General features: G+C 69.2%; 20 protein-coding genes. 14 read left to right on the forward strand and 6 right to left on the reverse strand.

Going from position 1 to position 20,531, the window contains the following annotated elements; all coding sequences use genetic code 11:
* The first annotated feature begins 11 nt into the window (after nucleotides 1-11).
* From BLW41_RS08030 to BLW41_RS08095, 14 genes are all read left to right on the forward strand, one after another.
* Entirely contained in the window at nucleotides 12-854 is an 843-nt protein-coding gene (locus tag BLW41_RS08030) for a helix-turn-helix domain-containing protein (protein WP_093118001.1), read from the forward strand.
* A 1-nt stretch (nucleotide 855) separates the two neighbouring features.
* Nucleotides 856-2,151 (forward strand): competence/damage-inducible protein A, encoded by a 1,296-nt coding sequence (locus BLW41_RS08035; protein WP_093118003.1) that lies wholly within the window; start codon nucleotides 856-858, stop codon nucleotides 2,149-2,151.
* Nucleotides 2,148-2,786 (forward strand): RNA 2',3'-cyclic phosphodiesterase, encoded by a 639-nt coding sequence (thpR, locus tag BLW41_RS08040; RefSeq protein WP_093118005.1) that lies wholly within the window; start codon nucleotides 2,148-2,150, stop codon nucleotides 2,784-2,786. Before BLW41_RS08035 ends, thpR begins: the two co-directional genes overlap by 4 nt.
* A 115-nt stretch (nucleotides 2,787-2,901) precedes the next feature.
* Nucleotides 2,902-4,017 (forward strand): recombinase RecA, encoded by a 1,116-nt coding sequence (gene recA, locus BLW41_RS08045; RefSeq protein ID WP_093118007.1) that lies wholly within the window; start codon nucleotides 2,902-2,904, stop codon nucleotides 4,015-4,017.
* Nucleotides 4,018-4,095: 78 nt separating this feature from the next.
* Nucleotides 4,096-4,593, forward strand: coding sequence for a regulatory protein RecX (locus BLW41_RS08050; protein WP_177169421.1), 498 nt, complete (start codon nucleotides 4,096-4,098; stop codon nucleotides 4,591-4,593).
* Nucleotides 4,594-4,700: 107 nt separating this feature from the next.
* Nucleotides 4,701-6,044 carry a tRNA (N6-isopentenyl adenosine(37)-C2)-methylthiotransferase MiaB gene (miaB, locus tag BLW41_RS08055; RefSeq protein ID WP_093118011.1) on the forward strand — a complete coding sequence of 448 codons (1,344 nt, stop codon included), beginning with the start codon at nucleotides 4,701-4,703 and terminating at the stop codon, nucleotides 6,042-6,044.
* Complete coding sequence (locus BLW41_RS08060) at nucleotides 6,041-7,225, forward strand: baeRF10 domain-containing protein (RefSeq protein ID WP_093118013.1); 1,185 nt, start codon at nucleotides 6,041-6,043, stop codon at nucleotides 7,223-7,225. Before miaB ends, BLW41_RS08060 begins: the two co-directional genes overlap by 4 nt.
* On the forward strand, nucleotides 7,203-8,183 hold the full coding sequence (gene miaA / locus BLW41_RS08065) for a tRNA (adenosine(37)-N6)-dimethylallyltransferase MiaA (RefSeq protein ID WP_218138341.1): 981 nt from the start codon (nucleotides 7,203-7,205) through the stop codon (nucleotides 8,181-8,183). Before BLW41_RS08060 ends, miaA begins: the two co-directional genes overlap by 23 nt.
* An 11-nt stretch (nucleotides 8,184-8,194) precedes the next feature.
* On the forward strand, nucleotides 8,195-9,112 hold the full coding sequence (gene dapF, locus BLW41_RS08070) for a diaminopimelate epimerase (protein ID WP_093118015.1): 918 nt from the start codon (nucleotides 8,195-8,197) through the stop codon (nucleotides 9,110-9,112).
* A complete protein-coding gene (locus tag BLW41_RS08075; protein WP_093118017.1) occupies nucleotides 9,109-10,272 on the forward strand; it encodes an LL-diaminopimelate aminotransferase in 1,164 nt (387 codons plus the stop codon). Before dapF ends, BLW41_RS08075 begins: the two co-directional genes overlap by 4 nt.
* Nucleotides 10,273-11,007 (forward strand): hypothetical protein, encoded by a 735-nt coding sequence (locus BLW41_RS08080; RefSeq protein WP_093118019.1) that lies wholly within the window; start codon nucleotides 10,273-10,275, stop codon nucleotides 11,005-11,007. It abuts the gene before it with no gap.
* Between the two features lie 61 nt (nucleotides 11,008-11,068).
* Nucleotides 11,069-12,394, forward strand: a complete 1,326-nt coding sequence (hflX, locus tag BLW41_RS08085; RefSeq protein ID WP_093118021.1) for a GTPase HflX — start codon at nucleotides 11,069-11,071, stop codon at nucleotides 12,392-12,394.
* Complete coding sequence (gene dut, locus BLW41_RS08090; RefSeq protein WP_218138342.1) at nucleotides 12,391-12,879, forward strand: dUTP diphosphatase; 489 nt, start codon at nucleotides 12,391-12,393, stop codon at nucleotides 12,877-12,879. The genes hflX and dut overlap by 4 nt, the downstream gene beginning before the upstream one ends.
* A gap of 65 nt (nucleotides 12,880-12,944) precedes the next feature.
* Nucleotides 12,945-14,684 (forward strand): GspE/PulE family protein, encoded by a 1,740-nt coding sequence (locus tag BLW41_RS08095; RefSeq protein ID WP_177169422.1) that lies wholly within the window; start codon nucleotides 12,945-12,947, stop codon nucleotides 14,682-14,684.
* A gap of 27 nt (nucleotides 14,685-14,711) precedes the next feature.
* On the opposite strand, the gene BLW41_RS08100 is transcribed toward BLW41_RS08095, so the two are convergent.
* The 6 genes from BLW41_RS08100 to BLW41_RS08125 all read right to left on the reverse strand — a co-directional run bounded on the left by BLW41_RS08100 (nucleotide 14,712) and on the right by BLW41_RS08125 (nucleotide 20,516).
* Nucleotides 14,712-15,476 carry a type 1 glutamine amidotransferase gene (locus tag BLW41_RS08100; RefSeq protein ID WP_093118025.1) on the reverse strand — a complete coding sequence of 255 codons (765 nt, stop codon included), beginning with the start codon at nucleotides 15,474-15,476 and terminating at the stop codon, nucleotides 14,712-14,714.
* Complete coding sequence (locus BLW41_RS08105; protein ID WP_093118027.1) at nucleotides 15,473-16,309, reverse strand: class I SAM-dependent methyltransferase; 837 nt, start codon at nucleotides 16,307-16,309, stop codon at nucleotides 15,473-15,475. The genes BLW41_RS08100 and BLW41_RS08105 overlap by 4 nt, the downstream gene beginning before the upstream one ends.
* On the reverse strand, nucleotides 16,306-17,574 hold the full coding sequence (locus tag BLW41_RS08110; RefSeq protein WP_218138343.1) for a MurT ligase domain-containing protein: 1,269 nt from the start codon (nucleotides 17,572-17,574) through the stop codon (nucleotides 16,306-16,308). The genes BLW41_RS08105 and BLW41_RS08110 overlap by 4 nt, the downstream gene beginning before the upstream one ends.
* A gap of 274 nt (nucleotides 17,575-17,848) precedes the next feature.
* Nucleotides 17,849-18,808 (reverse strand): diacylglycerol/lipid kinase family protein, encoded by a 960-nt coding sequence (locus tag BLW41_RS08115; RefSeq protein WP_093118029.1) that lies wholly within the window; start codon nucleotides 18,806-18,808, stop codon nucleotides 17,849-17,851.
* On the reverse strand, nucleotides 18,805-19,620 hold the full coding sequence (locus tag BLW41_RS08120) for a class II glutamine amidotransferase (RefSeq protein ID WP_093118031.1): 816 nt from the start codon (nucleotides 19,618-19,620) through the stop codon (nucleotides 18,805-18,807). Before BLW41_RS08120 ends, BLW41_RS08115 begins: the two co-directional genes overlap by 4 nt.
* Nucleotides 19,621-19,631: 11 nt before the next feature.
* Nucleotides 19,632-20,516 carry an HAD-IIA family hydrolase gene (locus BLW41_RS08125; RefSeq protein ID WP_093118033.1) on the reverse strand — a complete coding sequence of 295 codons (885 nt, stop codon included), beginning with the start codon at nucleotides 20,514-20,516 and terminating at the stop codon, nucleotides 19,632-19,634.
* Nucleotides 20,517-20,531: the final 15 nt, after the last annotated feature.

Raw genomic sequence — 20,531 nt, forward strand, 5'->3', positions numbered from 1 at the left:
GAATAGCCGCGGTGCCCGGCATCGGAGAGACCCTCCGGCAGGCGCGCATGCGGCGCCGGCTCGACATCGCGGACGTCGAGGAGCGCACGAAGATACGTGCCAAATATCTCCGTGCGCTCGAAAACGAGGAGTTCTCGCTGCTGCCCGGAGCGACCTACGCGCGTACCTTCCTGCGCACCTACGCCGAGTTCCTCGGCTTAGATGCCAAGCGCCTGGTCGAGCAGTACCGGGCGGAGTACGAGCGGGAGTCGACGGAGGCGGAGCCGCTGGTCGCGATCGCGCCACCGTCGGAGCGCACGCGACGGCTGCCGCGACCGGCGGGTGGTCCGCGACCGTTGGCGATAGCTGGGTTAGTAGCGGGCTTTTTGCTGCTCGTGCTGTTCGTGCTGGGGCTGACCAGCGGTGGCAACGAGAAGCCAGCGAAGCGGCCGACGGGTGCTGTACGCGCCGATACCCGCGCGGTCCCCGGTCAGCGCGCCCAAGTGGAGCGCAAGCGCCGAGCGCAGGCCGCAGCCAGCACCGTGGTCGTCGAGCCGACCGTACCTACCTACGTATGCATGGATCGCGGCCCCGGTACGCCGGTCGCCTTCGAGGGCATCCTGCAACGGCCCCTGCGCGCCTCCGGGCCGCGGCTGCGCCTGAACCTCGGAAAGACCAGTGTCCGCTTGCTTGTCGACGGGCGCACGGTCGACATCCCGCCCGGGCCCAACCCAGTGGGCTACGACATCGAAAAGGGCCAGGTGCGGCCACTCGAGCCCGGGCAACGGCCGTGCGTCCAGCGGCCTGTCACGCCCACTACGACGCCGACTACGCCGGCGGCGCCGCCGACGGGCGCGCCGAGCAACGGTCTCTGACATGAGTGCGGTGCGCGCAGGGGTGCTCGTCACCGGCGACGAGGTGCTCGAAGGCTCGACCGTGGACCGCAACGGACCCTGGCTCGCGCAGCGACTGCTGGACCTTGGTTTCGAGGTGGCCGGGATCGCGATCTGTGGCGATCGGCTCGAGGACATCATCAGCGAACTCGACTACTTCGCGGCGCGCGGTTGCGCGCTAGTGGTGACGAGCGGCGGACTCGGTCCGACCGACGACGATCGCACCGTCGAGGCAGTCGCGCGTTTCTGCCAGCGGCCCCTGTCGCTGGACAGCGATCTCGAGCAGAAGATCGCGGAACGACTACGCGCTGCCGCCAAGCGCTGGCGTCGTTTCGACGAAACAGCGCTGCAGCGCTCGAACCGCAAACAAGCGTTAGTCCCGCAGGGAGCTACGACGCTCGATCCGGTGGGGACCGCGCCCGGCCTTGTGGTCAGTGTTGCTGAGACCGGTCGATCGTCGCCCGTGGTCGTCGTGCTACCGGGCCCCCCGCGCGAACTCAAGCCGCTGTTCGAACGAGCACTCGAAACCCCCCCGCTGCGCGCTCTGCTCACGCGCACGCGGCCGCTTAGCAGGCGGACGCTGCGCTTCTTTGGCATCCCCGAGTCGCAGCTGGCGGCCGCCGTGCGGGAGCTCGCCGACGCCATCGACGGCTACCAACAGCTACGCATCGGCAGCTACGTACATCGCGGCGAGCTCGACCTCGTGATCCGCTATCCAACGAGCGCCGAGGGGGCTGCGGAAGCGCTCGCGGAGGCACTCGCCGAGCGCTTCCCCCGACAACTCTTCTCACGCGACGGAAGGACGCTCGACGAGCTCGTAGCGGAGGCGCTCGCAGGGCGCTCGGTAGCAACCGCCGAGTCTTGTACCGGGGGTCTGGTCGGTGCGCGGCTGACGGCCCGACCCGGCTCCTCCGCGTACTTTCGGGGAGCGATTGTGGCCTACGACAACGCTGTCAAGGTGCGCGAGCTGGGCGTGTCCGAAGCGACGCTTGCCGCTCACGGTGCGGTCTCCCAGGAGGTCGCCGAAGCAATGGCGCAGGGAGTCGCCCGCGCCCTGGCGGCTGAGCTCGCGGTCTCGGTCACCGGAATTGCGGGACCCGAAGGGGGCACACCGGAGAAGCCCGTAGGGACCGTGTGGATCGGCGGTTGGGACGGCGCCGGTGCGTGCGCGGCCAGACTGTGGTTGCCTGGTGATCGCGCCGAGGTGCGGGAGCGGGCGACGACCGCGGCGCTGCACTTGCTGCTGGCGCTCGCGCGGGGGGAGGAGCCACCGTTTTGAGCAGCGCGGACGCGCCCTCGCCAGAAGCGAGCCGGCGTCTGCGCCTGTTCCTCGCGCTTGAGCTACCGCGACCTGCGCGCTCAGCGCTCGTCGGCTGGCGCGAGCGGGCGCTCGGCGGACGTGCTGAGCTGCGACTCATACCGCCCGACGCGCTGCACGTAACGATCGTCTTTCTAGGCGGACGCGATCGCGAGCGCCTTGACGAGATCACGGAGGTCGCGTTCGCAGCCGCAGCCAGCGCCGTTTCAGCACCGCCCCGGCTCCGTCCGCTCGCCGTGCGCCCGATCCCCGCGCGGCGGCCTCGGCTCTACGCGCTTGAGCTCGAGGATGAGGGTGGGCGAGCGGCGCTGCTGCAGCGAGCTGTCGGTGGTGCGCTCGCCGAAGCCGGTTTGTGGGAGCCCGAACGCAGGCCGTTCTGGCCGCACTTGACGATCGCTCGCGTGCGGGCGCGCTCGGCTCGCCGCGGTGCCCGCGAGCGCGCTGGCGAGCCGGCGCTGCCGCCGCTGCCGAGCGAACCGCCGCCGCAGCTCGCTTTCGAAGCTGCGGAGTTGGTGCTCTACCGTTCCCTGCTCGCGCCCTCCGGCGCTCGCTACGAGCCTTTGGCGCGCTGCGCAGTCGGCGTCACCAGCAGTTGAGTGCCGGCAGCGGGGCGTCGCGATCCCCGCCTGCAGACGCTACGAGAGGGGCGAAAAGTCCGTCCGAGCGCACTCCTAGCTTGTAGGAAGCAAGCTGCTGGAGAGGACGACGCCGATGGAGAGAGATCGCGACAAGGTCGCCAAGGCGCGGGAGGCCGCGCTCAAGAACGCGCTCGTGCAGATCGAGCGGCAGTTCGGTCAAGGCTCGATCATGCGCATGAACGAGGTCGCGAACGTGCGGGTCGAGGCGATCCCTACGGGTGCGCTTTCGCTCGACATCGCGCTGGGAGTGGGCGGCCTGCCGCGCGGGCGGATCGTCGAGATCTACGGTCCCGAGTCATCGGGAAAGACGACGTTGCTCTACCACGTGCTCGCGAACGCTCAGCGTCTCGGGGGTGTCTGCGCCTTCATCGACGCAGAGCACGCGATGGATGCCGCCTACGCGAAGCGGATCGGCGTAAACGTCGACGAGCTTTTGGTTTCGCAGCCCGATTACGGTGAGCAGGCGCTGGAGATCGCCGACCTCCTGGTGCGCTCAGGGGCGGTCGACGTGATCGCGATCGACTCGGTTGCAGCGCTTACGCCGAAGGCCGAGCTCGAGGGTCAGATGGGCGACCAAACGGTCGGCATCCAGGCACGGATGATGAGCCAGGCGATGCGCAAGCTCGCCGGCAACCTCAACCGGGCCAACACGCTCTGCGTCTTCACCAATCAGCTGCGCGAGAAGGTCGGCGTGATGTTCGGGTCGCCGGAGACCCAACCCGGTGGCCGTGCGCTCAAGTTCTATGCCTCGCAGCGACTCGACATCCGCCGTGTCGAGACGCTCAAGGAAGGAACCGAGGCCGTCGGCAACCGGGTGCGCGTGAAGGTCGTGAAAAACAAACTCGCGGCACCGTTCAAACAGGCGGAGTTCGATATCGAGTACGGACGCGGAATTTCGAGCGAGGGGTGCCTCCTCGACCTCGGTCTGGAGCACGGGTTGATCCAGAAGTCCGGCTCGTTCTTCTCGTACGGCGAGACGCGGATCGGCCAGGGGCGGACCAACGCCAAAGCGTTCCTGCGCGAGCACCCCGAGGTGGCACGCGAGCTCGAACAACGGATCATCGAGAAGCTTGGGCTCGTACTGCCTGGGCGCTCCGCTAGCAGCGAGTCCGCGGAGAACTCGGTAGCGGGAGAGGATCCGGGCGGCGACGCGGCGGCCGTCGCCGGTGCAGGTGCCCGAGCGGCCTAAGTCGCGCTCGCTGCATCTAGTACCGGCTGCGCCGCGGTGCTGTCGGCCTGTTTCGCGCGGACCGCGGGGTCGTCGAAGATGTCGGCCGAGGAAGCGCAAAAGCACCACTGCGGCGCCGACGATGCCGAGTCACAGGCTCGTGCAATCGCCCTCCGTGCGCTCGCCCGGCGCGAACACACGGTCGCTGAACTGCGTGCGCTGCTCGCGCGCCGGCGCTGCGCGCCCTCGGCGATCGACGCCGTAATCGGTCAACTCGAGGCCGACGGCTACCTCGACGATGCTGGTTTTGCGCGGCGCTTCGCGGCCGACAAAATCGAGTTCGAAGGGTGGGGGAGGGATCGGATCGCGTACGCCCTGCGGCAGCGGGGGGTTCCCGAGGAGCACGTGGAGGCTGCGCTCACCGCGCGCGACTACGAGCGCGAGCTGGAGGCCGCGATCACCCTGCTCGCGCGGCGCTTCGCAGCGCTAAGCGACGCCCGCGCCCAACGACGGGCGTGGCAGTTTCTCGCACGGCGAGGTTACGCGAGCGAAGTCGCCTACGACGCCGTTCGCGCTGTCGCCAAACGCCGTGAGTGAATCCCGCAGAGCGCGTCCTAACCCCGCCGCGACGGGGGCGGCAAGCTAACAGGCAGCCGGTCCTCGGCGCCGGGATCGCGGAGGCGTCTCTATCCTCGCCTGCGGCCATGGCGAGGGCGGCACGAACTTTCCATCTGACGACCTTCGGTTGCCAGATGAACGAGCACGACTCGGAGCGGATCAAAGGCCTGCTCCGGGCGCTCGGGCTGCGTGAAGCGGCGGCGCGTTCCGACGCCGACGTCATCCTCTTCAACACCTGCTCGATCCGCGAGTCGGCTGATCAACGCTTCATCGGCCACCTCGGCGAGGCCAAGCGTCTGAAAAGCGAGCGGCCCGAGCGAATCGTCGCGGTCGGCGGCTGCTGGGCGCAGTCGATGCGCGAGCAGGTCTTCGAGATGTTCCCGTTCGTCGACGTCGCTTTCGGCCCGGGCCAGATCCACAAGCTCGGGGAAGTCCTGGTGCGCGACTCGTTGGAGGCGCAGGCGGGGTTCTTTGAGTTCGAGGACTTCTCCGCCCACCTGCCCGCCGAGCGCGCCCGCCCGTTCCAGGCCTGGGTTCAGATCTCGCAGGGCTGCAATTGCGTCTGCAGCTACTGCATCGTGCCGCAGACGCGCGGCCGCGAGGTGTCGCGACCGCCGCAGGAGATCGTCGCCGAGGTCGAGCAGCTGGCACGCGAGGGGGTGCGCGAGATCACCCTGCTCGGTCAGAACGTCTGCTCCTACGGTCGCGACCTGCCGCGCGGCCAGCGGATCACCTTCGCCGAGCTCCTGGCGCGCCTCGATGCGATCGAGGGGATCGAGCGGATCCGTTACACCAGCCCGCACCCGAAGGACATCCGTGAGGATGTCGTGCGCGCGCACGCCGAGCTCGCGAGCGTTTGCGAACACATCCACCTGCCGGTGCAGTCGGGCTCGAGCCGGATTCTCAAACGCATGCGGCGCACCTACGACCGCCAGCGCTACCTCGATCGGGTAGCGATGATCCGGGGGCTGGTTCCCGACTGTTCGATCACCACGGACATCATCGTCGGCTTTCCCGGCGAGACCGAGGAAGACTTCGAAGAGACGTTGTCGCTGGTCGAAGAGGTGCGCTTCGACGGTGCCTTCACCTTCATCTTCTCGCCGCGCCGCGGCACCGAGGCGGCCGAAATGCCGGATCAGGTGCCGCACCCCGTCAAGCGTGAGCGGATGGCGCGCCTGGTGGAGCTCACGCAGCGCGTGGCACGTGAGCGTGCGCAGCGGTTTGTCGGGCGGACGCTCGAGGTGCTGGTCGAGGGGCCGTCGCGCACCGACCCCGAGCGGCTGCGCGGGCGCACCCGCCACAACAAGACAGTCAACTTCGACGGCGTTGCGCAGGCCGGCGAGCTCGCGCGCGTTCGAATAGCGTCCGCGACCAGCACGACGTTGTCGGGAGAGGAGGTCTTGATGGCACGTCTAGGGGTCGCTTCGTGAAGGTCGCAATGGTCGAGCCGTCGGCGGTAGAGCGGCTGCTCGCTTTCCAGGGAGCGGGCGTGCCGGCGATCTCGCTGTACGCGGAGGTGCCCGCCGATCCCCGCGAGCGTCAACGCGTAGAAAGCCGTGTCAACAGCCTTCTGTCGGAGGCTCGGCGACTGGCAAAGGACGGCGATCGCCTATCGCACGAGGCACGTATGTCGCTGCGCGAGGACATCGAGCGGATCGAGGAGTCCGTCGCCCACGAGCTACCCGAGCCGCCCGCCGTGGCCTTCTTTGCTTGCTCGCACGCGGGGCTCTTCGAACGGCTGCGGCTGCCCGGGCGGGTACGTGACCGCGCCGTCGTCGACGAGTCGCTGTGGCTACGTCCGCTACTTGCCCAGCTCGACGCTTTCCACCGCTACTGCGTGGTGGTGCTCGATCGCGCACGGGCGGAGATCTGGGAGCTCTTCGGGGACCAGCTGGTGCCCAGCCGCAAACTGACCGGCGACCATCTGCGCAAGCGCGACTTCGCGGGGTGGTACGGGCTTGAAGAGCACCGCGTCCGCAACCGCGCGGAGGTGCTTGCGCAGCGCCACTTCCGAGCGTTGGTAGACGAACTCGAGGAAGTCGTGCGGCTGCGCGACATCGAGCTGTTGATCGTCGGCGGCAACGAAGAGGCGGTGCCGCAGTTTTTGCGCTTCCTGCCACGCAAGCTTCGCGAGCGGGTGGCGGCGACGTTCGGAGCCGATCTCGACACTCTCGACGCGCGCCAGCTGCACGAGATCGCCACGCGCGCAGCACGCGAGTACGAGGAGCGCGAGGAGCGGGGGCTCGTGCGCCGTGTGCTGGAGGAGGCAGCCGCCGGCGGGCAAGCGGTAACCGGCCTCGATCCCTGCCTCTGGGCTGGTTCGATCGGAGCTGTCGGACTGTTGCTGATCGACGATTACGCGACTGCTCCCGGCGTGCGCTGCGACGGCTGCGGATGGCTCGGCCGTGAGCGTCGAGAGTGCCCGGTTTGCGGGTCGCAGGTGCGGGAGGTGCCGGACGTGATCGACGACCTCGCCGAGGCGGTGGTCGCTCAACACGGCACGGTCGAACACATCGAGGTCGAAACACCGCTGCGCGAGCACGTGGTCGCGGCGGAGCTGCGCTTCCCGTTGCCGCCACAGCCGGACGGTGCGGGGCCGAGAGGGGGGTAGGCACTCGGCGAGTTCCGGGCACTCCGTTGGAGGGCGCCCAACCAGGGTCCTGATCGCGCTGTTCGGCCCTACTGCGATCGGCAAAACGGAGATCGCTGTCGAGCTCGCCGATCTTCTGCGCGCGGAGGGCGAGGACCCGGTCGCGATCTCCGCTGATGCTCTGCAGGTTTACCGCGGCCTGGAGACGCTCACCGCCGCGCCGACCGCGGATCAGCTAGCGCGACTGCCGCATCGACTTGTTTCGTTCGTGCCGGTCACCGACACCTTCTCCGTCGGCGAGTACATGCCCATGGCGCACCGCGAGATCGACGCGGCGCTGGCAGCCGGTCAAACACCGATCGTCGTCGGCGGAACCGGGCTCTATCTGAGGGCGGCGCTCTGCGAGCTGGATCTGCGGCCACCGCCGCCGCCCGGCCTGCGCGAACGGCTCGAGCGGGAGCTTGCGGTGCGGGGCAGCGAAGCGCTCCATGCCGAGCTTGCGCGGCGCGCTCCAAAGCTTGCCCACCGCATCCCCCCGAACGATCGGAGCCGGATCGTGCGCGCGCTGGAGCTCCTCGCAATGGGGGCGGACCCGGAGCCGGTTCGTGGAGCGGAGAACCGGCTGTGGACCGAGGAGACACGGATACCGACGGTCCTCGTCGGACTGACTATGGAGCGCGCAAAGCTGTACCGCCGTATCGACGAGCGATCCGAGCGGATCTTCGCGGCCGCCCGCGCCGAGGTCTTGCGGGCCGATGCCGCCGGCGCGTCGCGCACTGCCCGCGAGGCGATCGGGTTCGAGGAGCTGCTGCGTGGCGACCTTGAAGGTATGAAGCGAGCATCGCGGCGCCTGGCGAAGGCCCAACTCACCTGGATGCGCAAGCTACGAGGAGTGACGGTGATCGACGTTACGTCGCGCTCGCCACGTGAGGTGGCGCAGATCGTCCTCGACCGCGTCCGCCGCGCCCAGCGCGGGTAGAGTGCCCCGCCGTGCGACTCGAGAAGTGGCACGCGCTGGGCAACGACTATCTGCTGGTCGAGCGGGAGCGCTGGCCCTTGCCGCTGACCCCTGCGGTCGTACGGATGCTGTGTGACCGCCACGAAGGTGTCGGCTCGGACGGCATCGTGCTGATCGAAGCGAGTCAGGAGCCAGGGATCGTCGCTCGCTTGCGCATCTTCAATCCCGACGGATCGGAGGCCGAGCTCTCCGGCAACGGTGTCCGCCAGGCGCTCATCTACCTGCGCCGGCGCGGCCACGTCACGCACGACTCCTTCTCGGTGGCGACCGGCAAGGGCGAAGTGCGGGCACGCATCACTGGCCCCGATACCTGCGTGATGGACATCGGCCGCGTACGCCTGGTTAGCGACTCCTTTCCCAACGGTCCGCGCGACGGCCGCGGCGAGGTCGAGGCCGCCGGTCGGCGCTGGCGCTTCCAGTTCGTCGACGTCGGCAATCCCCAGTGTTCGATCGAGGTCGGGGAAGAGCTGGAAGCACTCGATCTGCAGGCGATCGGGCCGGCGATCGAGCACTCCGAGCTCTTCCCGAAGCGTACGAACGTCTCCTTCTGGCGCGCACTCGACGAGCGCACGATCCGGGCGCGGATCTGGGAGCGCGGGGTGGGGGAGACGCGCTCCTCGGGCACCGGTGCGACCGGCGCCGCGGTGGCCGCTGTCCTCCGGGGCATGGAGAGCCCAGTGCGGGTGGTGCTCGACGGTGGCGAGCTGGAGGTCGAGGTCGGCGAGGACATGCACGTCAACCTGCGTGGTTGGGCGCGGCCGCTGTTCGCAGCGGAGTTGGACGGAGATTTCGTAGAGAGGCTGCGAGCCGCCGCCGACCGCGACCAGGCGGTAGCGCCGCGCGCCGGCGAGCTCCAGCGCGACCAGCACAAGGAGGTGCCGACGGAATGAGAGCGAGCGCCCGGCTCGATCGCCTGCCGCCTTACCTGTTCGCCGAACTCGAGCGCAAGATCGAGGAGAAACGGCGTGCCGGCGTCGATGTGATCAGCCTCGGTATCGGCGACCCCGACCTACCGACGCCTGCCGCGATCTGCGATGCGCTGGCGGCAGCGGTTCGCGATCCCAGCACCCACGGGTACCCGACGAACCGTGGGCGTCCGGAGTTTCGACAGGCGGTCGCCGACTTTTACCGCCGTCGCTTCGGTGTGGAGCTCGATCCCGAGAGCGAGATCATCCCCGCGCTCGGAGCCAAAGAGTGCATCTTCAACCTGAACCTTGCGTTCCTCGACCCTGACTCCCTCGCCTTGGCAGCGGATCCCGGCTATCCCGTCTACACCGGCGGGCCGGTGCTCGCCGGAGCGAGTGCGCACCCGCTGCCGCTCGAGCCAGAGCTCGGCTTCGTGCCGGACCTCGCGGCGGTGCCCGGCGAGGTCGCCGCGCGAGCGCGACTGCTCTACCTGAACTATCCGAACAACCCCACCGGGGCGGTCGTGCCGGACGGTTTCTTCGAACGCGTCGTCGACTTCGCCCGCGAGTACCAGCTGCTCGTGGTGCACGACGCGTCGTACACCGAGCTCTGCTTCGACGGCTACGAGGCGCCGAGCTTCCTCGCTACCCCAGGGGCGCGCGACGTCGGCGTCGAGGTTTTCTCGCTCTCCAAGGGCTGGAACATGACCGGTTGGCGGACCGCCGCGATCGTCGGCAACCGGCAGGCGATCGAGAGCTACTGGAAGCTCAAGACGAACGTCGACTCGGGGATGTTCGAGGCCCTTCAGCTGGCGGCGGCGCACGCGCTCACCGACCTGGCCGACTTCCCCCGCGAGATGTCCGAGATCTACCGCCGCCGCCGGGACTTGGTATGCGAGGCCTTGGAGCGCATCGGTGTGCGCGTCCAGCGGCCCCGCGCCACGATCTACGTATGGGCACCCGTACCGGCCGGTTTCGACGACGCAGCAAGTTGGTGCGAACACGTGCTTGAACGTGCCGGCGTCGTGGTTTCACCAGGCGCCGCCTACGGCGCCGCCGGCGAAGGTTTCTTTCGCATCTCGCTGACCGTCCCCGACGAGCGTCTGCTCGAAGCGGTCGAGCGGATGCGATCGAGCCTGGCCTAAGTGGCTGCGCCGCTGATCGCCTGTGGAGTGGTGCCGCTCGGCGGCCTCCTCCAGTTGGCGCTCGTCGAGCAGCGTCGGGGCGAGCACGCGGGAGCGCTCGACGCGCTCACCTTCGAACCCGGCGAAGCTAGTGCGGTGCGTCGCGAGCTCGCCTCGTTGGCGCCGGTGGCGGTGGTCTGCGGCTACCGGCTGCCACCCCCTGAGAGCGTGTCGACGGGCGATCCGCAAGCCGCCGAAGGAGCGGCCGCAAACACGGGGGAGCGCACCTGCGACCGGCTGCTCGCCGAGGCGGGTGTTCGCCCGAACGCCTGGTGTGCCGAGGGCGCCCAAGCCGTCGCCGATCTGCGACGCATCGAGTCCTGCGTCAGTGCTGGCGGCACCCTCGCCGCGCGCCCGCCGGCCGGTGTGGTCGCGGAAAGCGTTGTCGACGGGATCTTCGGGCGGCTACTCGGGGTGCGCCCGCCAGCGCGGCGCCACCCGTTCGGCGTGCGTGCCCGCATCGAGGCGCTCGGTCGTGCAGCTGTGCGCTTACGCGGTGGGTCGCCCTGGGACCGGCGTATCGAGGAGATCGAGGCACTGGCCTGCGCGCTCTGTGCCTTCGAACTTGCGGCGGGCAACTGCCTGTTGGTCGGGGAGCGTGCCGAGGGGATGGTCGTGCTCCCCGGTCGCGAGCCCCTGCGTCGCTTCGAGACGCGTGGCGCCGTGCCGTTGGTGGAGCGTCTCGCGTTGCCATGACTGGCCGGCCGAACAGCGACGCGTCGGCTTCTCGCTAGTGGCAACGTAGACTAAGTCGCGAATGCAGGATCTTCGCGACGATGCGCGCTTCGGTCAGGGACTCCGTAATCCGAGGGCGCGCCAGCGGGCGATCTGCATAGCCGCAGCACCGCGCGAGCCGGACTTCTCGGAGCTACGGGAGCTTTTGCGCACCGCCGGGGTTGCGGTTGTCGGCGAGCTCTGGCAGCGGCGTGAGCGACCCGATCCTGACCGCTACTTGGGGCGCGGGAAGCTCGCAGAGCTAGCCGAGCTGGCCGCCGCCGTCGACGCGAACGTAATCGCCTGCGACGACGAGTTGCTCCCGCGCCAAGAGCGGAACATCGAGGCTGAGCTGAAGCTGCCGGTGGTCGACCGCACCGCGATCATCCTCGACATCTTCGCGCGGCACGCGCGCAGCGCCGAGGGCAAGCTACAGGTCGAGCTTGCCCAGCTCGAATACAACCTCGCGCGGATGCGCGGCTTGTGGACTCACCTGGAGCGTCTGGGCGGCGGCATCGGTACGCGTGGTCCCGGCGAAAGCCAGATCGAGACTGATCGCCGTCTCGCTCGCGACCGCATCGCCGAAATCCGTCGCAAGCTCGCGCACACGCGACGCGTCCGCCAGACGATGCGGGCCCAGCGGGAACGGGCGGCGCTGCCTTCGGTCGCGCTTGCCGGTTACACGAACGCTGGCAAGTCGACGTTGATGAACGCGCTGACCGGCGCCGGTGTGAGCGTGCGCTCGCGTCTTTTCCACACGCTCGATCCGACCACGCGGGCCTTCCGCATCGAGGGTCGCACCTACCTACTGACCGACACCGTCGGCTTCATTCGCAAGCTTCCGCACCAGCTAGTTGAAGCGTTCGCGGCGACCCTCGAAGAGACCGCGCAGGCGGACCTGATTCTGCATGTGCAGGACGCCTCGGTGGCGGAAGACGAGCTGGGCGCGATGCTCGAAGCGGTCGACCGCACGCTGCGCGAGATCCACGCTGACCAGCGGCCGCGTTTGCTCGTTTTCAACAAGGTCGACCGGCTCGACGCCGCCGAGCGGCGGGCCTTGCAGCGGCGTTGGCCGCGCGCAGTGCAAGTGTCGGCCGCCACCGGCGAAGGGCTCGAGCTGCTTCGCCGCCGCATCGATGCCGAGTTGACGAAGGACCTGCGAGCCGTCGACCTCTTCGTGCCCTATACGGAGGGAGCCAGGCTCGCCGAGCTTTACGAGGTGGCCGGTCGTGTCCAGCAACAGCACACGGCCGAGGGAGTGCTCGTCCACGCACGCCTTCCGGAGCGCTTGCTGCCACGCTACGAACGCTTCCGCTGCGACCGCCGCGCCGGTTTGGCGCCCCGGCGGGCCGTAGGGTTCGCGGTGTGAGCGCTTACCGCGCGATCGAGGGGCCGAGCTACCGGCTGCGCTGCCGGCGCCTGCGCCCCGAAGCGACGTTGCCGCAGCGTGCCCACGCGAGCGACGCCGGTCTCGACCTCGCGGCCGCCGAGACGGTGACGATCGAGCCTGGCGAACGTGCGGTGATCGGTTGCGGCATCGCGATCGAGCTGCCCGCAGGGATCGCCGGGCTCGTGGTGCCGCGCTCGGGACTTGCTCTCCACCACGGCGTGACGCTGGTGAACGCCCCCGGCCTGATCGACCCTGGATACCGCGGCGAGCTGCGGGTGGTGCTCCTCAACACCGATCGCCGGCGGTCGTTCGTGGTGCGCCCTGGGGATCGCATCGCTCAGCTGTTGTTGGTCCCGTTCGTCGCTGCCGAGCCGCTGGAAGTCGAGGAGCTCGACGCGGGCGAGCGGGGCGAGCGCGGGTTCGGATCGACCGGTGTCCGCCCCCGCGCACGCACACTGGCTTAGTCGGCGCGCACCCGGGCGCCCGCCGCGCGTCTTCAGGCGGTAGCTGGCCGGCCGATATCGAGGACGTGGAGGTCCCAAGCCCCGCCACGCGCGGCCGGCTGCCGCGCGGTCTCTACCCACCCTCAGCAGCTGCGAACCGACCGCGCCGCCTCGGGGAAGCCGTGGTGGCGCTCGGTTTGGCCGACGAGGCGACGGTTCGTAAATGCGTAGAGCGCGCACAAGCGGAGCGGCGACCGCTCGGGGCGGTGCTGCTCGAGGAGGGGGTGGTCGACGAGCGTGGTCTCGCCCGGGCGCTCGCCGAACGCAACCGCTTGCCGTACGTCGACTTCAACGAGTTCGACGTCGACTGGGGGGCGGCGAACCTCATCGACGCCGCTCACGCACGACGGATGCGGGCCGTGCCGATCGCCTTCTGGGATGAAGGGACGCTGTTGGTCGCGGTCGCCGATCCGGCCAATCTGCCGGCGCTCGACGAGATCGAGCTGACCACCGGTCTGCGGACCAAGCGGGCGATCGCCGCCGCTGGCGAGATCGACGCTTTGCTCGCGCAGCTTTCGAGCGCGGAGAGCGCAGTCGCGGAGATTGAGAGCGATGAAAGCAGGGATCGCGAAGAGCTGGGCGAGGTCATCGAACTGCGCGACTCGGCGGCCGAGGCGCCGGTGGTGCGGCTGGTCAACTCCGTGATCACGGACGCGGTCGAGCGAGGAGCGTCCGACGTGCACTTCGAGCCGAGCGGCGGCGACATGCGCGTGCGCCTGCGCATCGATGGGGTCGTGCGCGACTCCACGACGATCCCGCGAGCGCTTGTGCCGGGTGTGATCTCGCGCTTGAAGATCATGGCGGAACTCGATATCTCCGAACGCCGCCTTCCGCAAGACGGTCGTATCAGCTTGTCGGTCGGCGGGCGGCAGGTCGACCTGCGCGTCGCCACCTTGCCGGTCGCCCGTGGGGAGGCCGTCGTGCTGCGTGTGCTGGATCAGCGACGAGCGCTCGTCGAGCTCGATCAGTTGGGGCTAGCCGAGGAAGACCGCGAGAGCCTCGAACGGGCTCTGCGACTGGGACACGGGGCAATCCTCGCAACCGGGCCGACCGGGTCGGGGAAGACAACCACTCTCTATGCAGCACTCAACTTGCTCAACCAACCGGAGCGGACGATTGTCACGATCGAAGACCCGGTCGAGTACGAGATCGACGGCATCAAGCAGGTTCCGGTGAACCTCAAGGCCGGCCTCACCTTCGCGCGCGGACTGCGCGCGATTGTGCGCGCGGATCCCGATGTTGTGATGGTTGGCGAGATTCGCGACCGTGAGACCGCGCACATCGCGATCGAGGCGGCTCTCACCGGCCACTTGGTGCTGTCGACTCTCCACGCCAACGATGCTGCGACCGCGGCCGCGCGCTTGATCGAGATGGGGATCGAACCGTTCTTGGTCGCCTCGAGTCTGGAGTGCGTGGTCGCCCAGCGTCTGGTGCGCCGGCTCTGCGACTGCAAGCAGCCGCTGCGCCTTACGCGCAAGGTGTTGCGGGAAAACGGCTTTGGGCAGGTCGGCCCGATCGACGCCTACGGTCCGGGGAGTTGTGTTCGCTGCGGCGGGACGGGCTACCGCGGCCGCGTCGGCCTCTTCGAGCTCCTGCGCTTCGACGATGATTTGCGCGCGCTGGTGCTCGAACGAGCATCCGCCGACCGTCTGCGCCGCGCCGGCCGCGCGCGCGGGATGCGCACGCTCCGCGACGATGCGCTCGCGAAGGTGCGCGACGGAACGACCTCGCTGGAAGAAGCGTTGCGCGCCCTCGGCAGCGCCTAGCGCGCGCCTGAGCGGCAGTGCTCGAACTCACGCAAGATCGTCGTAAACGGCCGTGTCGAGCAACGTCGGGTCGATGCCGGCAGCGCGGATCGCGGATTCGTGCGCGGCTTGTTCGAGGCCATCGTCGAGTGGCTCAAGCGGCCTCCCAAGCGCCCGCTCGATGAGCCAATCGGCGAGCCAGACGTTCTTCGGTAGCAGCGGTCCGTGGAGATAGGTGCCGATAACGTTGCCGCGCACCACGCCCTCAGTGCGGTCACGACCGTTGTTGCCGTGTCCACGCAGGACTCTCCCAAGCGGCTGCTCGTCGGGGTCGAGGTAGGTACGACCGCCGTGATTCTCAAAGCCGGCTAGCAGTCGCAGGCGGCCGCCGAGCTCGGTTTCGATCACGCAGTTGCCGATCAGGCGCGGGCCTGGCTCGCGCACTGTTTCGAGACCGACGAGCCCGAGTCCCGGCAGCTGCTCGTCACCGAGCCGATAGCTGCGGCCGAGCAGCTGATAACCGCCGCAAACAGCGAGGATCCCGCAGCCCCGTTCGACCGCCGCGAAGATCGCGTCGCGCTTGCGGGTCACCAGGTCCCGTGCGCAAAGTGCCTGATCGCGGTCTTGTCCGCCGCCGATGTAGATGAGGTCAAAGCGTTCCGGCTGCAGACGGTCGTCGAACGACACGCGCTCTACCGCAAAGCCAATGTCGCGCCATTGGCAGCGCCGCTCGAGCACCAGCAAGTTGCCGCGGTCCGCATAGATGTTCATGAGCTCCGGGTAGAGAGCGCAGACTCGAAATGTCTCGCTCACGCCCCTGCTCCTTTGGCGGCCCGCTGACCGTCGCGCGACCTCGCCTTGCGCATCACCACGATCGTGGCCGGCGCGCTTTCCGCGTCTGCGGGCAGAGCGATCCTGCGCGCCGGTTGTAGTCCGAGTTCGCGGCCAAGCCGCTCCAACTGGTGCGCCTCAAGTGTGCTCAGCCGCTCGCGTAAGTAACGGCGCCAACCACGTTGGCAGGCGTCGGTGCGCTCTACGCGTTGCTCGCGCTCGATGACAAGCTCGCGACCACGTCGGCCAACCGCAACCACGCGCGTCGCGACCCGCCAACCGTCAACTTCCATCGATCTCCACGGCAAAGACAGCTCGTGCCAGGAGTTTTGCGCGATCCCGGCCGCACGGAGGTCGCTGTCGGTGCAAACCGCCAGCGCCAACAAGCCACCCCCGCACAAGTGGCGAACCGCCGCAGCGAGCAGCGGTCGCAGCCGCGCACCGACCAGCTGCACCAGCTGTTGGGGGGCGATCACCAGGGCAAATTGGAGCTTCGCGGGATAGGCGCGGTAATCGCTTGCGTCGGCGCGCACAACGGCGATCGGCAGGCCGCGCGCGCGTGCCGCGAGCTCGGCAGCTAGCGACCGATCCTGCTCGAACGCCCACACCTTCCGACCGCTGGCGCGCGCCAGCGTCAGGGTCACGCGGCCGGTGCCGGCACCGAGCTCGGCGAGCGGGCCGGCCGGTGCCTGCCTCGCCAGCGCCAGCCACTGATCGATGTCGACTCGGTAGGAGCCGCAAGCGAGGTCGTGGAGCGCGACCGTGGCGGCCTGTGGGGGGGCGCAAGTGAGCGGCGTCCCCGCGCCTGCGCTCACCGATCTGCCCAGTGCTTGGCCGCTCCCTTGCGCGCCAGCCAGGTGCGGAGCTCGAGCAGCGCCGTGTAGGTCGGCAACGCGTAGAGCCGGCCGTCGGTGTGGCGGAGGGCCTGCTCCAGCGACTTCGCAACTTCCCGGTTCACGGCAAGCGGTGCTTCGACCCCCGCGTACTTGAGGCGCAGCGCCATCTCGGGGGCGCGAGTGCCACTGCACGACGCAAAGCGCACGCGACCGCGCAGCAACTCAAACTCGGCGTCCCAAATCCAGGAGACGTCGCGACCATCGGCAATTCCGTCGTTGAGCGCGATCCACAGGCACAGCTGCTGATCCTCGAGGACCAGGGTGCGCAGCACCTCGTTCGCGCCAACGGGATTCTTGATCAACATCAGCACGAGCTCGCGTCCCTCGAGCGTCACCACCTCGACGCGCCCGAAGGCGGCTTGCACGTCGGCCAGCGCCGTCGCGGCGTCGCGCAGACCGAACCCAAGAGCGATCGCAGCGGCGCACGCGGCGAGCGCGTTGTAAGCGTTGTAGACGCCGGGCAGCGGCAGCTCGATGCGCGCGCGCTGCTCGTTGTGCTCGATCTCGACGAGGGAACCACGCATCCCGCGCAGCTCGACCCGCCGGGCGGCGACCGTCGGCTCGGGACGCCCATGCCCGCACGCCGGGCAGCAGTAGCGCCCAAGATGACCGAGCCACGAAACCGTGTACTCGTACGGCGCGCCACAGCGCCGGCAGTGCGTGGCATCGGCGGCGTGGTCGCGATGGGGGAGGGCACGTGCATCGTCCTCGAGCCCGAAGTAGAGGGCAGCTTGCGGCGTCGGTGCGACGTCGGCAACTAGCGGGTCGTCGGCACACAGCACCAGTTTGGTGCCCCACTCGACCAGCTCGTGGGCGAGTGCGGCCCACTCGTCGGCGAGCCGTTCCAGTTCGCCGTAGCGATCGAGCTGATCGCGGAAGAGATTCGCGAGCACCACGATGCGTGGGCGCAGCGCTCTGGCGACCGCACCGAGCCACGCTTCGTCGACCTCGAACAAGCCGACTTGGCCATCCCCCGGCCGAGCGTCGAGGAGAGCGGTTGCGACCCCCCACGCGAGGTTCGAGCCCGCTTGGTTGTGAACCACGGGGCGTCCTTGCGCGCGCAGGATCTGGGCGATCATCGCGGTCGTCGTGGTCTTGCCGTTGGTCGCCGAGACCAGTACGGCGCCGCCATCGAGGCGTCGACCGAGCGCTTCGAGGGCGTCCGGACGTAGCGCGAGCAGCACCCGCCCCGGCAGCGTCGTGCCGCCGCCGCGGGCGATCGCTCGGCTGGCTCGCCGGGCGATGCGCGCGCACGCTGTCGCGACCGCGAGGGGGACGCCGAGGCGGCGGCGCGGCCATGGTCGTCCAGGACGACGCTGTGGCGGGCGGCTGGCGTTGGCGGGTGCGGAGGCACGCGCGGGGGAGGGGCGTTCCCCCTGCCCTTCACGTGTGGCTGCGCCCGCAGCGCCTGCGCGCGCACTTCTGCGCTCGGTCTCTAGGTCCATCGTTGTGGCCAGCTCACCGGCCAGGCGTCCGAACCACCGATCCTGTCCGCTCGCTCTCGGCGGGCACAAGCACGGTGGCTTCGGCACGATCGGCAGCGACCACGACTCTGAGTGAGCCCCTCTCGACGGTAACGGTGCACGGTGATCGAGACACCGGATCGCCGTCGGCGTAGACGTCGAATGAGCGGTCGCTAATCACCGTCACCGTTCGGCCGCGGTCGGTGATGACCTCGGGCAGGGCGAGGTGGGTGCCAGCGAAGACACGGGGCAAGTTGCGGAGCAGGCGCAGGCGTGACGCGTGCGCCGTTGCCACGACGTCGAGGTAACCGTCGAACAGCGAGGCGTGTGGCGCAAGCCACATACCGCCGCCGTAGCACCCGGAGTTGGCAACCGCGACTGCGTAGCCGTGTAGCTCGAACTCGCGACCGTCGACCACGACCTCGAACCGCGCCGGACGCCACTGGGCGAGCGCGCGAAGCGCGCCCAGCGCGTATACGAGCTGGCCGCGCACCACCCGCACCTTGTTGGCGATCTCGTTGGCCAGGGAGTCGAAGCCGAGACTTGCGATCCCCAAAAACGGCTTGCCGTCGACCCTGCCGAGGTCCACGGTGCGTTCGCGGCCCTCCAGAGCGATCGCGATCGCCGCCGCCGGCTCACGGGGGATGCCGAGTACCCGCGCGAAGTCGTTCCCGCGTCCGGCCGGACAGATCGCGAGCGGCGTGCCGCTTCCCGCCAGCTCCCCCGCAACAAGCCGCAACAGGCCGTCGCCGCCGACGGCCACTACGCGCAGCTGGCGACCGGCGAGAGCAGCCGCCTGCCGGCGCACGTCGTCGGGGTCGTCAGCGACGATCGCGCGGTGGGCGACACCCCGACGCGCAAGCTCCGCCACGCAGCAGTCGAGCGCCAGCTTCGCTCGTCCTCCGCCCGCCGCTGGATTGGCGAGCAGCACGATCTCAGCGTGCCCTCGACTCATCCTGCGGTAGCCGCCGCGAGACCCTGGGCACGCTGCGCGGCGGCGACGCCCCGAGCTTCACCGGAAAGCGCGGGGTCGGGCTCTAGGCGCTCGATTCGGGCGCGCTCCACGAGGGCGTCACCGAGTACCCGCGCGACCGCCGGCTCGGTGGGATCGCTGGGGTCGGCGATCAGCAGAACGTCCTGCTGAACGGAGCGCCAATGCTCCTCGGTGAGACGCTCAGATGCCAGAAGGAGCCGTTCACCGTCCGACCACCAGTGCAGTTCGAAGACGCCGAGCCGGTAGGCGTACAGGCGCTCGCCGTCGCAGAGTAGGAAGTTGAGCGCGGAGAACGCTGTTTCGTCGATCAGCGGCGCCAACGCGCGCTGCAGCGAGCGAACGGGTTGTGCTGCGTCGAAGTGCGCGAGCACGCGCACGAAGAGGCGTTCCGAGTCGGTGTCGCCGCGCACCTCGGGGGCATCCTTCGGCAGGCGCGGATAGCGCGCGAGCGTGCCGTTGTGACTGAAGGTGAACACACCGAACGCGAAAGGGTGCGTGTTCTCGAGGCGCAGGCCGCCGACGGTGGCGCGCCGCACGTGCGCGTTGAAGATCTGACCACGCAGCCCCGCGAGAGCTCGCAAACCCTCCTTCGCGGACCCCGCCTGGGGAAACCTGACGAGTCCCGGGTCGGATCCGTCGGGGCGCCGGTAGACCGCGATGCCGAAGCCGGAGTCGTGGCTTTCCGCCTGACGAATCAGGGGATTCGGCGCTTCCAGGAGCTCGTAGCCGAGCGAGATCGGCGCGCGGGCGACGGCTCCGAGCAGACGACACATCGCCGGGAAGTCTAGGTGCCGTCGCTGCCCGCCCCGATCGCGCTATCCACGAGTTCCGCCAGCGACGCGGCAACCGCCACCGGTTGCGCCTCGTGACGCCATTGAGCCAGCTCGCGCTCGCTCGTCGAACCGCTCAGCACGAGCGCAGCCGGCAGCCCAGCGCGGTGCGCGCCGAGTACGTCCGCGTCCAGGCGGTCTCCGATCGCGAGTACCGAAGTGACCGGTCCTAGCCGCTCCCGGGCCATCTCGAAGATCAGCGGTTCAGGCTTCCCAACGATCGTCGCGCGCCGACCGCTGGCGTATTCGAGCAGCGCCACGAAGGCGCCGCTGCCGGGCATCGGGCCGCTCGGATGTGGATAAGTGGGATCACGCCCGGTGCCGATCATCGCTGCGCCGTTGTGGAGCGCGACGGTCGCACGCCGCAGGTGCTCGAACGTCACCTCCGATCCGCCACCGACGATGACTACGTCGATGCGCCGCTCGTCGACGTCGGGCGCGAGCGGCGAGATCGGCACCAGTCCCGCCGCCGCTGCGTGGCGAGCGAGCTGCTCGGCGCCGACCACGAGCGCTGTACGCCAACGCTCGCCGGCTGCGAGACGGTCGCTTAGGTAGCGCTCCAGCGCAAGACCTACCGTGACGACGTCGTCGGCCGATACGCGCACCCCGGCGCGCCAGAGGCGGTGCACGTAACTTTCGACCGATCCACGCGGGTCGTTAGTCGCAAACACCACCCGCTTGCCTGCAGCCCGCAGGCGTTCTAGAGCTTCGGCAGCGCCGGCGATCGGCTGCGGCCCGATCCAAACGCAGCCGTCGAGGTCCACGATCACGCCCTCGTATTGGTGCAGCGGTGGCACCCCCGACGGACGCTCCGGAGTGCGGCGCTCTTCCTGAGCCATGCGCCCTGTCTACCA

The sequence above is a fragment of the Thermoleophilum album genome (genome assembly GCF_900108055.1).
Lineage (GTDB): Bacteria > Actinomycetota > Thermoleophilia > Solirubrobacterales > Thermoleophilaceae > Thermoleophilum > Thermoleophilum album.

Coding starts and splice junctions, on each gene's coding strand:
- BLW41_RS08035 (WP_093118003.1), top strand. CDS start 856: ATGAGTGCGGTGCGCGCAGGGGTGCTCGTCACCGGCGACGAGGTGCTC.
- recA (WP_093118007.1), top strand. CDS start 2,902: ATGGAGAGAGATCGCGACAAGGTCGCCAAGGCGCGGGAGGCCGCGCTC.
- BLW41_RS08050 (WP_177169421.1), top strand. CDS start 4,096: ATGTCGGCCGAGGAAGCGCAAAAGCACCACTGCGGCGCCGACGATGCC.
- miaB (WP_093118011.1), top strand. CDS start 4,701: ATGGCGAGGGCGGCACGAACTTTCCATCTGACGACCTTCGGTTGCCAG.
- BLW41_RS08075 (WP_093118017.1), top strand. CDS start 9,109: ATGAGAGCGAGCGCCCGGCTCGATCGCCTGCCGCCTTACCTGTTCGCC.
- hflX (WP_093118021.1), top strand. CDS start 11,069: ATGCAGGATCTTCGCGACGATGCGCGCTTCGGTCAGGGACTCCGTAAT.
- BLW41_RS08115 (WP_093118029.1), bottom strand. CDS start 18,808: ATGAGTCGAGGGCACGCTGAGATCGTGCTGCTCGCCAATCCAGCGGCG.
- BLW41_RS08120 (WP_093118031.1), bottom strand. CDS start 19,620: ATGTGTCGTCTGCTCGGAGCCGTCGCCCGCGCGCCGATCTCGCTCGGC.
- BLW41_RS08125 (WP_093118033.1), bottom strand. CDS start 20,516: ATGGCTCAGGAAGAGCGCCGCACTCCGGAGCGTCCGTCGGGGGTGCCA.